The 14,794-nt window shown below is 58.1% G+C and carries 17 protein-coding genes; 11 read left to right on the top strand and 6 right to left on the bottom strand.

Going from position 1 to position 14,794, the window contains the following annotated elements; all coding sequences use genetic code 11:
• The first annotated feature begins 67 nt into the window (after positions 1–67).
• From QEZ52_RS10670 to QEZ52_RS10650, 5 genes are all read left to right on the top strand, one after another.
• Positions 68–1,009, top strand: coding sequence for a nucleoside hydrolase (locus QEZ52_RS10670; protein WP_406644325.1), 942 nt, complete (start codon positions 68–70; stop codon positions 1,007–1,009).
• Positions 1,006–1,518: a GrpB family protein gene (locus QEZ52_RS10665; protein WP_406644324.1), complete on the top strand. Its 513-nt coding sequence runs from the start codon at positions 1,006–1,008 to the stop codon at positions 1,516–1,518. The genes QEZ52_RS10670 and QEZ52_RS10665 overlap by 4 nt, the downstream gene beginning before the upstream one ends.
• Entirely contained in the window at positions 1,515–1,964 is a 450-nt protein-coding gene (locus QEZ52_RS10660; protein WP_406644323.1) for a GNAT family N-acetyltransferase, read from the top strand. The genes QEZ52_RS10665 and QEZ52_RS10660 overlap by 4 nt, the downstream gene beginning before the upstream one ends.
• 58 nt (positions 1,965–2,022) lie before the next feature.
• On the top strand, positions 2,023–2,154 hold the full coding sequence (locus QEZ52_RS10655) for a hypothetical protein (RefSeq protein ID WP_406644322.1): 132 nt from the start codon (positions 2,023–2,025) through the stop codon (positions 2,152–2,154).
• A gap of 95 nt (positions 2,155–2,249) precedes the next feature.
• A complete protein-coding gene (locus tag QEZ52_RS10650; RefSeq protein ID WP_406644321.1) occupies positions 2,250–2,546 on the top strand; it encodes an antibiotic biosynthesis monooxygenase in 297 nt (98 codons plus the stop codon).
• A 250-nt stretch (positions 2,547–2,796) separates the two neighbouring features.
• Here the strand turns inward: QEZ52_RS10650 and eno are convergent, their stop codons facing one another.
• The 3 genes from eno to QEZ52_RS10635 all read right to left on the bottom strand — a co-directional run bounded on the left by eno (position 2,797) and on the right by QEZ52_RS10635 (position 5,715).
• On the bottom strand, positions 2,797–4,074 hold the full coding sequence (gene eno / locus QEZ52_RS10645) for a phosphopyruvate hydratase (RefSeq protein ID WP_406644320.1): 1,278 nt from the start codon (positions 4,072–4,074) through the stop codon (positions 2,797–2,799).
• Positions 4,075–4,242: 168 nt separating this feature from the next.
• Positions 4,243–5,136: a DMT family transporter gene (locus QEZ52_RS10640; protein ID WP_406644319.1), complete on the bottom strand. Its 894-nt coding sequence runs from the start codon at positions 5,134–5,136 to the stop codon at positions 4,243–4,245.
• A 165-nt stretch (positions 5,137–5,301) separates the two neighbouring features.
• Positions 5,302–5,715: a Fur family transcriptional regulator gene (locus QEZ52_RS10635; RefSeq protein WP_406644318.1), complete on the bottom strand. Its 414-nt coding sequence runs from the start codon at positions 5,713–5,715 to the stop codon at positions 5,302–5,304.
• 186 nt (positions 5,716–5,901) lie between these two features.
• Here QEZ52_RS10635 and QEZ52_RS10630 point away from each other — a divergent pair, with 186 nt between their 5' ends.
• Positions 5,902–6,780 (top strand): DMT family transporter, encoded by an 879-nt coding sequence (locus QEZ52_RS10630; protein WP_406644316.1) that lies wholly within the window; start codon positions 5,902–5,904, stop codon positions 6,778–6,780.
• Positions 6,781–6,887: 107 nt separating this feature from the next.
• Here the strand turns inward: QEZ52_RS10630 and QEZ52_RS10625 are convergent, their stop codons facing one another.
• Entirely contained in the window at positions 6,888–8,306 is a 1,419-nt protein-coding gene (locus QEZ52_RS10625; RefSeq protein ID WP_406644315.1) for a protein adenylyltransferase SelO, read from the bottom strand.
• 70 nt (positions 8,307–8,376) lie between these two features.
• Here QEZ52_RS10625 and QEZ52_RS10620 point away from each other — a divergent pair, with 70 nt between their 5' ends.
• Together QEZ52_RS10620 and QEZ52_RS10615 are read left to right on the top strand one after the other, a co-directional pair.
• Positions 8,377–8,796, top strand: coding sequence for a cupin domain-containing protein (locus QEZ52_RS10620; protein ID WP_406644314.1), 420 nt, complete (start codon positions 8,377–8,379; stop codon positions 8,794–8,796).
• Positions 8,797–8,866: 70 nt separating this feature from the next.
• Positions 8,867–9,769 (top strand): fatty acid desaturase, encoded by a 903-nt coding sequence (locus QEZ52_RS10615; protein WP_406644313.1) that lies wholly within the window; start codon positions 8,867–8,869, stop codon positions 9,767–9,769.
• A 16-nt stretch (positions 9,770–9,785) separates the two neighbouring features.
• Here the strand turns inward: QEZ52_RS10615 and QEZ52_RS10610 are convergent, their stop codons facing one another.
• Positions 9,786–10,895: an anhydro-N-acetylmuramic acid kinase gene (locus QEZ52_RS10610; protein ID WP_406644312.1), complete on the bottom strand. Its 1,110-nt coding sequence runs from the start codon at positions 10,893–10,895 to the stop codon at positions 9,786–9,788.
• A 143-nt stretch (positions 10,896–11,038) separates the two neighbouring features.
• Between QEZ52_RS10610 and tyrS the strand changes: the two genes are divergently transcribed.
• The 3 genes from tyrS (at position 11,039) to QEZ52_RS10595 (ending at position 14,239) form a co-directional block, all read left to right on the top strand.
• On the top strand, positions 11,039–12,295 hold the full coding sequence (gene tyrS / locus QEZ52_RS10605; protein WP_406644311.1) for a tyrosine--tRNA ligase: 1,257 nt from the start codon (positions 11,039–11,041) through the stop codon (positions 12,293–12,295).
• Positions 12,296–12,667: 372 nt separating this feature from the next.
• Complete coding sequence (locus QEZ52_RS10600; protein ID WP_406644310.1) at positions 12,668–13,453, top strand: GNAT family N-acetyltransferase; 786 nt, start codon at positions 12,668–12,670, stop codon at positions 13,451–13,453.
• 30 nt (positions 13,454–13,483) lie between these two features.
• A complete protein-coding gene (locus QEZ52_RS10595; protein ID WP_406644309.1) occupies positions 13,484–14,239 on the top strand; it encodes a 3-hydroxyacyl-CoA dehydrogenase in 756 nt (251 codons plus the stop codon).
• On the opposite strand, the gene QEZ52_RS10590 is transcribed toward QEZ52_RS10595, so the two are convergent.
• Positions 14,240–14,788 (bottom strand): chloramphenicol phosphotransferase CPT family protein, encoded by a 549-nt coding sequence (locus QEZ52_RS10590; RefSeq protein ID WP_406644308.1) that lies wholly within the window; start codon positions 14,786–14,788, stop codon positions 14,240–14,242.
• Positions 14,789–14,794 lie beyond the last annotated feature (6 nt).

Genomic DNA, 14,794 nt, shown 5'->3' with positions numbered 1-14,794 from the left:
GGGTTCTGGACAACGGCCCCCTCAATTGACACAGTCGCGCCTTGCAGTGGCTTGACAGGAGACGGGCATGAGCGCGCGCAAGATTATCATCGACACCGATCCTGGCCAGGATGACGCAGTTGCCATTCTGTTGGCGCTCGCCAGCCCAGACGAAATTGATGTGCTCGGCATCACCGCCGTGGCCGGGAATGTTCCCCTGGCTTTGACCCAGAAAAATGCACGCATTGTCTGTGAATGGGCCGCCAGACCAGATGTCCCGGTCTTTGCCGGATGTAGCGCACCGCTGCGACGCACATTGACCACAGCGGAACATGTGCATGGCAAGACCGGGCTGGATGGCCCGGAATTGGCAGAGCCCACCATGCCATTGGCCCCGGGACACGCGGTCGATTTCATTATCGACACCCTGCGAACGCACCCCGCAAACACGGTAACATTATGCCCGCTGGGTCCGCTGACAAATATTGCCAAAGCCTTTGAACAAGCGCCCGATATCATCAGTCGGATCCAGGAGATCGTGCTGATGGGTGGGGCTTATTTCGAAGTGGGCAATATTACCCCGGCGGCTGAATTCAACATTTACGTCGACCCCGAAGCCGCTGATATTGTTTTCAAATCACGTGCTCCGATTACTGTGATGCCGTTGGATGTCACCCACAAGGTTCTGGTCACCAAACCCCGCAACGACGCCTTTCGGGCGCTGGGAACCCGGGTTGGCCGTGCCGTTGCGGATATGACCGACTTCTTTGAACGGTTCGACAAGGCGAAATACGGTTCGGATGGGGCCCCCTTGCACGACCCATGTGTCACGGCCTATCTGATCCGCCCGGATCTGTTTTCAGGTCGTCACATCAATGTCGAGATCGAAACCGGTTCGGAGCTGACGCTGGGGATGACCGTCGCCGATTGGTGGGGCGTCACCGACCGACCTGCCAATGCGATGTTCATGGGATCTGTTGATGATGTCGGCTTCTTTGATCTATTGACCGAGCGGCTCGCGTGTTTATGAGCCTGCTGGTCGCGCCCGATCCGGATTGGCCCCGGCAGGCGCAACGTGAGGCTGACCTCTGGCGGTCAACTGGCGTGTTGGGCCTGGTTGCCATCCACCACATCGGGTCCACCGCCATCCCCGGCCTCCCGGCACGCGGGATCATTGATTTGCTGGCAGTGTTTCACGACCTCCAAGCCTGCGACGCGGCGCGCCCGGAGCTGGAACAGCTGGGCTACGACTGGTGTGGCACACTCGACAGGACCGGGCGGCGATGTCTGGGCCGCAATGATCCCGACACAGGCCTCCGCCTGTTTCAGGCGCACTGCTTTTCAGCCGGTTCCCCCGATATCCGCCGCCATCTGGCCTTTCGCGACGCCTTGGTGCACAACTCTGCCTTGCGCGCGGCCTACACCGCGCAAAAAGCCCATTGTGCGGCCCGCCACCCGGATGGCGGCTGTGACTATGGGATCTGCAAATCCGCCTGGATTGACAAGGTGGAACAAAGAGCACTGGACGACCCGAAATGAGCACTGCCCTCCATCTCGCCCGCTCCGAGGATCTGGACCGGCTCATGACCCTGGTCACGGCCTTTCACACCGAAGCGAACCTGCAAGGCACGAACGAGTCCCGCCGCGACGCCCTGCTGCCATTGCTACAGGGTATCCCGCATGGCTGTGTCTACCTGATCGGTCCGGCCCGGGCTCCACTGGGCTATGTGGTTGTCAGTTTTGGCTGGTCGGTGGAATTCGGCGGCATGGATGGGTTCGTTGATGAAATCTATATCCGCCCCGCAGTGCGCGGGCGCGGCATCGCAACCGATGTGCTGAACGAACTGCCCAAGGCCCTGTCCGCGGCGGGTCTCAAGGCCTTGCACCTCGAAGTTGACCGCAACAACGAAGCCGCCCGACGCCTGTATCTACGCAGCAGATTCGAACCGCGTGAAAATTACATGTTGATGACCAAACACCTTTGAACCGCAGTCTGTGTTATACTGGTGACGCAAACACGTTGCACAGCACAGGATGATTAACATGCCACAAGGCGACCGGGTCTCCCGTATTCGTCTCCATGACATCGAAAATCTCCAACAGTTCCGTGCTTTGGCAGGGCCCGCGATCAAACCTTATGACGGCAAGGATCCGTTCGGGGTCACAGGACACTGACAAACCCGCGATACGGCGGGTCCGACAATAACCGACAGATGGCAGGACATACACAGGACGCCAAACCCTTAATCTAAATCAGGGAGGTTGGTTCTATGATTATGCGTGTATTTCAGGTTGTCACCCATCCGGGAAAGGAGGAGGAATTCGCCGAATTCTTCTTTCAATCAGCTGTTCCGATGATGAAGGCAACCAAGGGAATTGTTCAGGTCCTGCCCGGTGGGCCACGCCCGGAAACCCCCCGTGAATTCAGCCTCATCATGATCTGGGAGGATCTGGACGCACTCAAATCATTCGTGGGTGAGGATTACCAGGATGCCCATATCGACCCGGCCGAAGCCGAGCTGGTCGCCTTTCGCACGATCCGCCACTATGATTTTCCGGGCAGCTGAGACAAATCAGGCCACCGATGGCGAATTTACACAATACCCATGTGCCAAAGATGATATGCCAAAACTGGATACAGGAGAGCGGACCTGCCGCTTCTTTCTGGTGCAAAATACCTCGGGGTTTGGGGCAGAGCCCCAATGCCGTCTCTCACAAACTGCGCACGCGCCCATCAATATCGGTGAGACCGCCCCGGATGACATGAAAAAAGGCCCGGTTCAACACCGGACCTTTTGAAATGCGGGCAAAAGGCAATCACGCCTTGAGGATCGAACGGCCTGCGTATTCGGCCACTTCGCCCAACAGTTCTTCGATGCGGATCAGCTGGTTGTATTTCGCCAACCGGTCGGACCGCGCCAACGAGCCGGTTTTAATCTGACCACAATTGGTTGCCACGGCCAGGTCGGCAATTGTGGCGTCTTCGGTTTCACCCGACCGGTGCGACATCACATTTGTGTACCGGGCCCGGTGGGCCATATCGACGGCTTTCAGCGTTTCGGTCAGCGTGCCGATCTGATTGACCTTGACCAGCATCGAGTTGGCACAGCCACGTTCAATGCCTTCTGCCAGACGCACCGGGTTGGTCACGAACAGGTCGTCGCCGACCAGCTGTACCTTGTCGCCCAGGGTTTCGGTCAGGGCCTTCCAGCCATCCCAATCATCCTCGGACATGCCGTCTTCGATCGAAATAATCGGGTAGTCATTGACCAGCGCCGCCAGATAGGCTGCATTTTCCTCGGATGTCAGCGTCTTGCCTTCGCCGGACAGGACATATTTGCCATCCTTGTAGTATTCGGTCGCGGCACAATCGAGCGCCAGATAGATTTCTTCGCCTGGCTTGTAGCCCGCCTTTTCAATCGACTTCAGTACGAAATCCAACGCTTCGCGGGTCGACGCGATGTTGGGGGCAAACCCACCTTCGTCACCGATACCGGTCGACAGGCCCGCAGCCGACAGCTCTTTCTTCAGGGTGTGAAACACTTCGGATCCCATGCGCACCGCTTCGCGGATGTTGCTGGCGGCCACCGGCATGATCATGAATTCCTGAATGTCGATCGGGTTGTCAGCGTGTTCACCGCCGTTGATGATGTTCATCATCGGCACCGGCAGAACGCGGGCCGACGTACCACCAATATAGCGATACAACGGCTGAGTGGTGAAATCGGCAGCGGCCTTGGCCACAGCCATCGACACACCCAGAATGGCATTGGCACCCAGACGGCCCTTGTTTTCTGTGCCGTCCAATTCGATCATCGCGCTGTCCACAGCGACCTGTTCAGTGGCATCAAACCCGACCAGCTCTTCGGCGATCTCGCCATTCACGGCGGCAACCGCTTCCAGAACCCCTTTGCCCAGATACCGGCTTTTGTCGCCGTCACGTTTTTCAACCGCCTCATAGGCACCAGTCGACGCACCCGATGGCACCGCCGCACGGCCCATGGTGCCGTCTTCGAGGATCACGTCAACTTCGACCGTCGGGTTCCCCCGGCTGTCCAGAATTTCACGGGCGTGAATGTCGATAATGGTGCTCATTCGTCGATCCTCGGCTAGGTCATATCAAGTACAAAGTTGCCCTGCGTCATAGCAGCAGCAGGCCAAATGTAAACCGCAGACGTTATCGCTAACACGGTTAAAAACGGCAGTTTAGGGCTAACATCACGGTGTTTGCGCCAACATGGGGGAAATAAATTTGCCTCTGGGTCAGCAGGCCGCAGCCGCCGCCCCTTTCATGTCCCGTGCCATCCGGCGTTCGCGCATAAAGGTATAAAGACCTGACCCGATGATCAGCGTCGCGCCCAACATGGTCAATGAATCCGGCTGTTCCCCAAACACCAGCATCCCGACCAGTATCGAGAACAACAAACGGGTATAACGAAACGGTGTTACCGCCGACGCATCCCCCACCCGCATTGCCGTTACAATGCCATAATACCCGGCGATTCCGAACAGCACGGCCCCCCCGTATATCCACACCTGCCCAGCTGCCAGCGGCACCACCGTTTCAGGCGACAGGGCAATCAAGATCGCACCGGCCACCAACAACGAGAAATACGCCTGCGACGACACCACGGCCGACGAAACCTTGGGGTCGATCAACCGCGTGATCAGATCACGGGCCGCCACCGTAACGACAGTCAGCACCACGAACAGGGCCTCGGGCTGGAATCCGTCCAGACCGGGACGGATGATCAGCAGAACGCCCAGAAACCCAATGCAGATGGCGCTCCACCGGCGCCAACCGACCTGTTCGCCCAGGAACAGAGCAGCCCCCATGGTAATGACCAAAGGCGTCGCCTGAAATACCGCCGCCACGGTCGAGATCTCGACCAACGACAACGCGGTGATGAACGTCAGCGCGCTCAACGCCTCCATCAGCGCGCGGATCAACGGCACCGGACGCCAGGCTTCGGCGACAAAGATCGGCTTGCGCGACACAACAGCCATGCCAACAAAGGCCAGCGAACAAAAGCCCCCCAGCACCATCATGATCTGCCCGGTCGAAACATCGACCGACAGCTGTTTGATAAACATGTCTTCCAGGGTGAAAGCCGCCATAGAGGCAATCACCAGCAAAATGCCGTTGATGTTGTTCATGCGCGTTTCCAAAACTCGGGGCCAGATCCACATTGCCAATCAACGCGGCGGCTCCCGACGCAGCAAGACCGAAAACTTTGCGACACGGCAAGCGCGTTTCCGACAGTGTTCATGACTATTCTTGGCCCGCCATATCACGAAACGTGATGAAAGCGCGCCAATTGCTCAGCGTTTCCGGGTTGGAACCCCATAGAGTTCCAACTTGTGACCCTTGAGCTTGTACCCCAGCTTGGCCGCAATTTTTTCTTGCAGGGCTTCGATTTCCGGATCACAGAATTCGATCACCTCGCCTGTGTTCAGGTCGATCAGATGGTCGTGATGGTCGCGGTCGGCATCTTCATAGCGGGCGCGCCCGTCACCAAATTCCAGCCGTTCCAGAATTCCCGCCTCTTCGAACAATTTGACCGTCCGATAGACGGTCGCAATGGAAATACCGGAATCAACGCCGCTGGCACGGGTATAAAGCTCTTCGACATCGGGGTGGTCGGCGCTGTCCTGCAGCACCTGTGCAATCACACGGCGCTGGCCTGTCATGCGCAGTCCTTTGGACTCGCAGCGTGCGATAATCGTATCCGGCATCTCGGTTCCCCATCGGCGACTGGACCCGTGTTTTATCTAATGTTTGCGCACAGGGGAACCGGCGTTTTTGCCTCTGGTTTCGAATTTGCGGATCTGTGCCCGGGTTTCCAACGCTCCGCGCCGCGTCTCTGTGGCAGGCACAACAGTTTGCTTGACATGGCAAGCTTCTGAGCCTCCTGTTGCGCCATGGAACAAAAACGCGCAATCGATGGGTTCGGAGCGGCGGCCCTGATCGGGTTCGCGACACTTCTGGCCTTTAATCAGGTGGTCATCAAATGGACCGGCAGTGGGTTCAACCCGTTGTTTCAGGCCGGGATTCGTTCGGTCCTGGGGTTTGTTGTGCTGGTCCTCTGGATGGCTGTGCGTCGCCAGCGGCTGGGCGTGTTGCCGCGCGGGGCAATTACATGGGGCGTGATTGCTGGCCTGTTGTTTGCCTTTGAATTCCTGTGTCTGTTTGCAGCGCTCGATCTGGGATCGGTCGCGCGTGTATCGATTCTGTTCTATTCGATGCCGGTTTGGCTCGCGCTGGTGGCGCATTTCCTGTTGCCTGGCGAAGCGCTGACGCCAATCCGTGCGATCGGATTGGTTCTGGCCATGGGTGGTGTGGTGTTGGCGCTGTTGGACCGTGACGGCGGCACGGCCAATCTGTGGGCGGATGCCCTGGCCTTGCTGGCCGCCTTTGGCTGGGCTGCAATTGCGTTGTGTCTGCGCCTGACACCACAGGCGCACGTGCCCCCCGTGACCCAGTTGTTCTTTCAACTTCTGGTGTCTGCACCGGTGATGCTGATCCTGGCCCCGATCTTTGGCCCCTTGATCCGCGACCCGCAGCCCATTCATTATGCCAGCCTGGCCTTTCAGGCAGTATTTATCGCCAGTTTCGGCTATATGCTGTGGTTTTCGCTGATCAAACGGTATCGGGCCAGTTCGGTCGCGTCCTTCAGTTTCCTGTCGCCCGTTCTGGCAGTTCTGATGGGCTGGATCCTGTTGGGCGAACGTGTCGGGCCCGAGATTTGGGCCGCTCTTGGTCTGGTGGCGGTCGGTGTGGTGCTGATCAACCGCAAGTGAGCAGCGCCAGTTATACAATCGCCAGGCGTAGAAGGGGGCGGTTTGTCCCCCACCGGCGGCGAATTGCATCCCTCGTCCCCCGATGATATTTTAACCAGAAGACGGGCTCAGGTTCCGCAGAACGTGGCCTGTACAATCTCCTGCTGCAGCGGTGCTGCCATCAGATCGGCGTCCTCGGGTTGGTCGCAAAAGGGCCGCGCCAGAACCCGGTTGAGCCGATGAAACGGAGCATAGTCGCCGTTGACGGCGGCCGCGATCATCTCTTCGATCCGATGATTGCGGGGAATGAACAATGGATTCGCCGCCCGCATGGTGGCCTGAGGGTCTGCTTCTGCATCCAGGCGCGCTTGCCAGCCTGTGGCCCAGGCATCAAAGGCCAGCGGATCGGCAAACTGGTCACGCGCCTTGCTATTTGCCAAAGCGTTGAACGTATTGGTGAAGTCGGCCTGGTGTTCTGCCATGACGTTGAGCAGCCCAGTGATCAACTCCAGATCTCCATCGCGTTTTGACGTCATGCCCAGCTTGGCCCGGAAACGGTCCAACCACAGATCCTGGGTCAATTGTGGCATTGCATGCACGATTTCGGTCGCCTGTTCGACGCCCTGTTGCGGATCCTCCATCTGCTGGATCAACGCGGTTGCCAGTTGCGCCAGATTCCAGACCGCAATGTCGGGCTGATTGGCATAGGCATAACGCCCCATCCGGTCGATCGAACTGAACACCGTGTTCGGATGATAAACATCCATGAACGCACAGGGTCCATAGTCGATGGTTTCGCCTGAAATCGCACAATTGTCCGTATTCATGACCCCATGAATAAAACCCACAGACATCCAGGAAGCAATCAACGCGCTTTGGCCATCACGCACCGCGCGCAGCAGGCCCATCGGGCCGTCGGCATCCGGGTAATGCCGGTCGATGGCATATTGGGTCAACTGCTTGAGAGCGGTCTTGTCACTGCGCGCAGCAAAATATTGAAAGGTGCCAACGCGCAGGTGGCTGGCGGCCACACGGGTCAGCACGGCCCCGGGCATGCCGCCCTCGCGCCAGACAGTTTCACCCGTCTCGACCGCTGCCAACGCCCGTGTTGTTGCAATACCCAAGGCATGCATCGCCTCGGACACCACATATTCCCGCAAGACCGGCCCCAGCCAGGCCCGCCCGTCACCCCGGCGCGAAAACGGCGTCTGGCCCGACCCTTTGAGCTGAATGTCGCGGCGCAAACCATCGCGGCCAATGGTTTCACCCATCAGGATCGCCCGACCGTCCCCCAATTGCGGATTAAAGGTCCCGAATTGATGCCCGGCATAGATCTGAGCCAATGGCTCGGCCCCTGTGGGGATTTGATTTCCGGCAAAGACCTGCGCCATCTCCACTGTGTCACCCTGGGAAACACGCAAAATGTCGGCAAGAACACTGTTGAACCCGATCAGGGCGGGCTGTTTCACGGGGTGCGGCGTTTGACGTGCAAAAAATGTCGACGGCAGACGGGCAAAACTGTTGTCAAAGGGGATGTTCACGCTCATGACGCATAGATATGGCGTACCCACGGAATTACCATAGCCAATTCGACCTGAAACCGGAGACTGCCGCACCATGACAGCACAGGACATCATTGCAAAACTGGGGCTAACCCAACATCCAGAAGGCGGCTGGTACCGGGAAACATGGCGGGCAGAGAACGATGGCCGGCCCACGGGAACATGTATCTATTTCCTGCTGGATGCCGGGGAGAGCAGCCATTGGCACAAGGTCGACGCCACCGAAATCTGGCTGTTTCACGCAGGGGCACCGCTGATCCTGTCGCTGAGCGCAACCGACCAGGGCCCCGCGACAGACCACGTGCTGAGCCCGGATCTGGACCAAGGTGCGCCTCAGATCATTGTGCCCGAGGGCCATTGGCAAGCGGCGTACAGCACCGGGGCATGGACCCTGGTCAGCTGCACTGTGTCACCGGGTTTCAATTTTGACGGGTTTGTATTGGCAGAGCCGGGGTTCGATATTCCCCGCGGCTGAGCCAGACAACATTTGGCACCATCACAGGTCATCCTTGTGTCGAATCGGATACTGGACAATATTGTCCAGTATGTCTGATATACTTGACCACACCGCGCTGATAAAAGCGCTGCCCGCTGAAACCAAAGCCCAATTGACCAAACGGTCCGATGCCGCAGGCCTGCGCCATCTGGCCCTGTATCTGGGAGCGATTGCCCTGTGCATGCTGGGAATCGCGGTGAAGGTACCCTTGTGGCCGGTGTTGATGCTGCCGCTCGGCATTCTGCTGGTGTTTCTGTTCACGCTCAGCCACGAATGCACCCATCAGACCCCGTTTGAAACCCGCTGGATAAACGAAGTGGTCGGCCATTTCTGTGCTGTGGCGATTGCCCTGCCCTTTGTCTGGTTTCGCTATTTTCACCTGGCACATCACAAATTCACCAATGACCCCGAACGTGACCCGGAACTGGAACACGGGCCGCGTCCATCAACGCTGGGCACCTGGCTGATCTATCTGAGTGGCTGGGGATATTGGCGCGCCATGCTGAGCACGCTGATCACAAATGCTCGTGGGCAGGCTGCGGCTTCGTATCTGCCGGACCGGCGTCAAAAGGATATTCAACGCGAAGCCCGAATTCTGCTCGCCGTCTATGGCGTCGCTCTGGCCAGCCTGCTGTATTCACCTTTGTTGCTGTGGGTCTGGCTGATACCGGTGCTGATCGGCCAACCGTTCCTGCGGGCCTATCTGTTGGCTGAACACGGGTTATGCCCGCCTGTGGCCAATATGTTGGAAAACTCGCGCACCACATTTACCAACCGCCTTGTGCGGTTTCTGGCCTGGAACATGCCCTATCATGCGGAACATCATTCGTTCCCGAATGTACCGTTTCACCAATTGCCCGCGTTCCATGCGATAACCCGGGCGCATCTGAAATCAACGTCACCAGGCTATGCTGTGTTCACAGGAGAATACATAAAACACTTGCAAAACTAGACGTTAAACCAAAAACCTAATCTTCGGGAACGCTGAGGGTGCCGCCACCGACACAGGCGCGCACCCCGGTTGTCCCAGGACAGGACGTCGCCATTCCCCGGGCCACACGCACGGCCAGATGGGCAAAGGCCTGCGCTTCGAGCATATCGCCATCCAATCCAACCGTTTCCACCGGGTCCACCTGACAATCCAAAGACACCCGCAGCATCTCCATCAATACCGGATTATGCCGCCCACCGCCGGTCACCAGAACCCGGTTCGGCGGGGTTGGACAATGCTGCATTCCCTCTGCCACACCCGCGGCACACATCGCCGTCAAAGTCGCGGCTGCGTCGGCATTGTTCAGCTCGCCAACCAAACCGATCATTTCAGAGAAATCATTACGATCCAGCGACTTGGGCGGAACACGTGAGAAATATGGTTCTGCCAAAAACAATTCCAACGCACCGGTTTCCACGGTACCAGACTGTGCAATGGCACCGTCCCGGTCCATGGGAAGTCCCAATCGGGCCTGAAGCAGGTCATTGACCGGCGCATTTGCGGGCCCCGTGTCAAAAGCCAGCAGCGCACCTGGCTGTTCGGGCTGGTCAAACCGCGGATCCACATACGTCAGATTCCCAACGCCACCAAGGTTCAGGAAACACAGGGGGTCGCTGGCACCGATCCATTTGGCGCAGGCGAAATGGAAAAACGGGGCCAACGGAGCGCCTTCGCCGCCCATCGCGACGTCATCGCTGCGAAAATCCCAGACCACCGGCTTGCCCAGCCGTCCGGCCAACACGCCCCCGTCACCAACCTGCAACGTCCCCTGTAGTCGCGGGGCATGGGCCAGGGTCTGACCATGAAACCCGATCACTTGAACATCGTCGAATTCGCTCAGAATCTCTGTATGGGTCTCTTCTATCAACCGGGCCGCAGCGGTGACTTCGGCCCCCTGCCAATGCCCCAGGGCACGGCGCAGGACCGTCTGTTCGTCGGTGGAATAGGCGCGAAACTTGCTGTCACCAAACCCAAAGATCTGTTGCCCGTCCGTTTCGACAACGGCCGCATCAACCCCGTCCAACGATGTCCCGCTCATCGCGCCCAGGGCACGGATCACACCGGTTTTTGCAATGGCCCTGCTCATGGCCTTATCCTCATTTTTCGCTCCGACATGTTACGGGTCGGTTAACCATCACCATAGAGCAGCGATTTTGCCACGAAAACAGGTTCCAACCCTCGTCAATGCGATTTATACCCCAGCACGCATAATAATAGCCGAGGTACGCCATGACATATCATCCCAAGTCGGATTTCATCGCCGTCATGATGGAGCGGGGGTATCTCGCAGATTGTACCGATTATCAGGGTCTGGACGAAGCTCTGATGACACCGGGGCAACCCGCATACATCGGCTTTGATGCGACGGCCAAATCGCTGCATGTGGGGTCGCTCATCCAGATCATGATGTTGCGTTGGTTGCAAAAGACCGGGCATCAACCGATCACCCTGATGGGCGGCGGCACCACCAAGGTGGGCGATCCGTCGTTTCGCGCGGATGAACGCCCGCTGCTGACCGAAGCACAGATCGACGACAATATTGCCGGAATCAAAAAGGTGTTTTCGGCCTATATCGACTATGACAGCGACGCGCCAAACCGGGCGCTGATGCTGAACAATGCCGAATGGCTGGATGGGTTGAACTATCTGGAATTCCTGCGTGATATCGGTCGCCATTTCAGCGTCAACCGGATGTTGGCCTTTGAATCGGTAAAATCACGGCTGGACCGGGAGCAATCTCTGTCCTTTCTCGAATTCAACTACATGATTCTCCAGGCCTATGACTTTATGGAGCTGAATCGGCGCTATGGCTGCGTGTTGCAGATGGGCGGATCGGATCAGTGGGGAAATATTGTCAACGGGATTGACCTGACCCGCCGGGTGATCGACCACGAAGTCTATGGCCTGACCTCTCCGCTGCTGACCACCAGTGATGGCAAGAAGATGGGAAAGTCCCAGGATGGTGCCGTCTGGTTGAACCCGGAAATGCGGTCGCCTTACGAATTCTGGCAGTTCTGGCGCAACACAACCGACGCGGATGTGGGGCGATTCCTAAAGCTCTATACCGAGCTTCCGGTGGACGAATGTGACCGCCTGGGCGCGCTGGAAGGGTCCGAAGTCAATGCCGCCAAGGTGATTCTGGCCAATGAAGTCACCACATTGCTGCATGGGGCACATGCTGCCGCTGCCGCCGAATCCACCGCACGAGAGGTCTTTGAAAAGGGCGGTGTCGGTGCTGATCTTCCGACTCTGACCCTGGGGGCGGCGGACATTGGGGATGGCATTTCCATTGTCCAGCTTCTGGTCAAATCCGGACTGGCCAAATCAGGCAAGGACGCCAAACGTCTGATTGCGGAAAACGGCGCACGGATGGATGACCAGCCGCTGACTGACGCCGGGTTGATGGTTGATACAGGTGCCCTGTCCTCGCCCATCAAATTGAGTGCCGGTAAAAAACGCCACGCTTTGGTCCAGCTGGCCGGCTAAAGCAGCAACCAATCCAACAGGTTGAGTATCAAAAAGACCGGAATCGACAAGGCGGTGGCCATTAGGACGGCCGCCGCCTTTGTCATTCGCGGGGCGCGGGCGGTGTGGCCCAGGATAAGAACAGATTTTTTCATGACGCCATTAACCGTGAATTAGGTTTCACGCCGGTTAATCAAGCACATGTTTGATATTGCCGCTGCCCAGATGTCCCCACCCGTCAGGCCCCGCCGGACCGATACTGTCCGCCCCCTGCAACAATCCAGCGAATTTGCCGGAGCGTTGCGCTATCTCGGTCGAACACCGCTGATTCTCCCACAATTGGACCGTATTTTGGTATTGAGACGCCGATTCTGGCCCGGGATCGACGTCGCGATGCTACCGCGTGTCCAGTTGCGCAAGCCCCAGCGCCTCTTGGAAATCCTTCAGGAAGAAGGGTTGACCCGAACTCCGATCCTGCTGTCACCTGATCACCCGGAACCCAATCTTGGCCCATTGGGTGCAGTGCCATTGGTCGGTCCGGCACGTGCGGCGATCCTAAAACTGGATCGCGACCTCACCCAATTGCGTGCGCAACTGCACCAAAAATGGCGTAACCGTCTTGTCCACAGCGAATCGCAGGCGTTGCGGGTCACGCAGCAGAATCTGGCTCAGGATCCGACTCACTGGGTATTGACCAGTGATCAAATTCAGCAACGCCAACGCAGGTATCAAAACTGGCCCATCGCGTTGACATTGGCCTATGCCCGCGAAAACCCGGGCCAGGCCAAGCTGTTTACAGCCTATGACGGCAATGACCCGGTCGCCGCAATCCTTGTCTTGCGCCACGGGGGCGGTGCCACTTACCACATCGCGGTCAGCAGCCCCAGAGGCCGCCAAACTTCGGCACATAACCTGTTGATTTGGAATGCCATTGAATGGCTGCACGAACAGGGGTGCGTGCAGCTCGATCTTGGATTGGTCAATACAGAAGACGCGCCCGGTCTGGCCCGGTTCAAATTGGGGACCGGTGCGGATTTGCAAACTCTGGGAGGCACTTGGATCTGGTGGCCGCCGCTGGGGCGTACGCTTGGTCCTTTGGCCGCCTTGGATCGCCGGTTGATGACGTTCCGGCATTCGCCTCGAAAAACTGGACAGCAGGGTCACCCACAGGTTATTTGAACACACGTTCATAAACCAAAGGAAGCCACCATGCAGCTGTCTACTACTGCCGCCGTCATCACCGGAGGTGCCTCTGGTCTGGGAGAAGCCACCGCGCGCTACTTTGCCGAGAACGGCGCTCAGGTGACGATTCTCGACCGGGACTCTGAACGCGGACAAGCCGTGGCCGCCGAAATCGGAGGACATTTTGCCCAGACCGATGTGACGGATGAAGACAGCGTTGCCGCAGCCATCGCAACCGCTGTTGAGAAGATGGGCAAGATCACCGCGGCGGTAAATTGCGCCGGCATCGCCTATGGCATCAAAACCGTCGGCAAGGATGGGCCGCATCCCCTGGACGCCTATAAACGCACCATCGATATCAACCTGGTCGGCACTTTCAATGTGTCCCGTCTGGCCGCCGTCGAAATTGCCCGGAACGAACCGGAATCTGACGGTGGGCGCGGCGTAATCATCAACACCGCATCAATTGCGGCCTTTGACGGGCAAAAGGGCCAGGTTGCCTATGCCGCCTCCAAGGGCGGCGTGGTCGGCATGACCCTGCCGATGGCACGCGATCTGTCATCCACCGGAATTCGGGTGATGACCATTGCGCCGGGGATCTTTATGACCCCGATGCTGGCCGGCCTGCCCGAAGACGTGCAACAGCAACTGGCCGCCGATGTGCCCAACCCTGCCCGTTTGGGCGATCCGCGCGAATACGGCCGTCTGGCCGGTTTCATTGTCGAAATGGGATATCTGAACGGCGAAGTCATCCGCATCGACGGTGCCCTGCGCATGCGTTGATCACATCAGTTGGGCGGCGCGGAATTCGGATTTCCGCCGCCCGCTGCGCCAGACGTGCAATAATTTGGAGACATTGGTGTCGACCGGATCGGCTCCGTTCAACTCCAGGTCATACACCCGCCCGTCATGAACGGTGTCGAAATCCCGCTGTGCGCTGCCAACAGGTCGATCCGCCCGCTGCTGTTCCCGCCTGTTGAGCGTTTCCAGATCACAATGCATCCCGACAAAGAACACATCATGATCGGCAAGTAGCGCGACCAGCCGCCCGCCCCACTCTGATTGATCCAGAATATGTTCGACGATCAGATTGTTCCCAGCGTCCGCATAGGCAGACAGCGACGTATGAAACCCTTCGAAAACCCGTTCTCTGCTCTGCATCCAGTCAAAATCACCAGCGCGGAACCGGTGTATCGGAATCATGCCGCTGTCTCGCAGGTGATCAATCGACACATGCCAGAACGGGCGGTCAACCTGGGCCTGCAGCGCGCGGGCCAATGTGGATTTTCCACTGCTGGAAGGGCCATGCAGAAAAATGATCTGCGCGCACATATCAGA

This window comes from Aliisedimentitalea scapharcae (assembly GCF_045277565.1).
GTDB classification, from domain to species: Bacteria; Pseudomonadota; Alphaproteobacteria; order Rhodobacterales; family Rhodobacteraceae; genus Aliisedimentitalea; species Aliisedimentitalea scapharcae.
The sequence above is the reverse complement of the archived record's forward strand: the minus strand, read 5'-3'. Positions and strand labels throughout refer to the sequence as shown.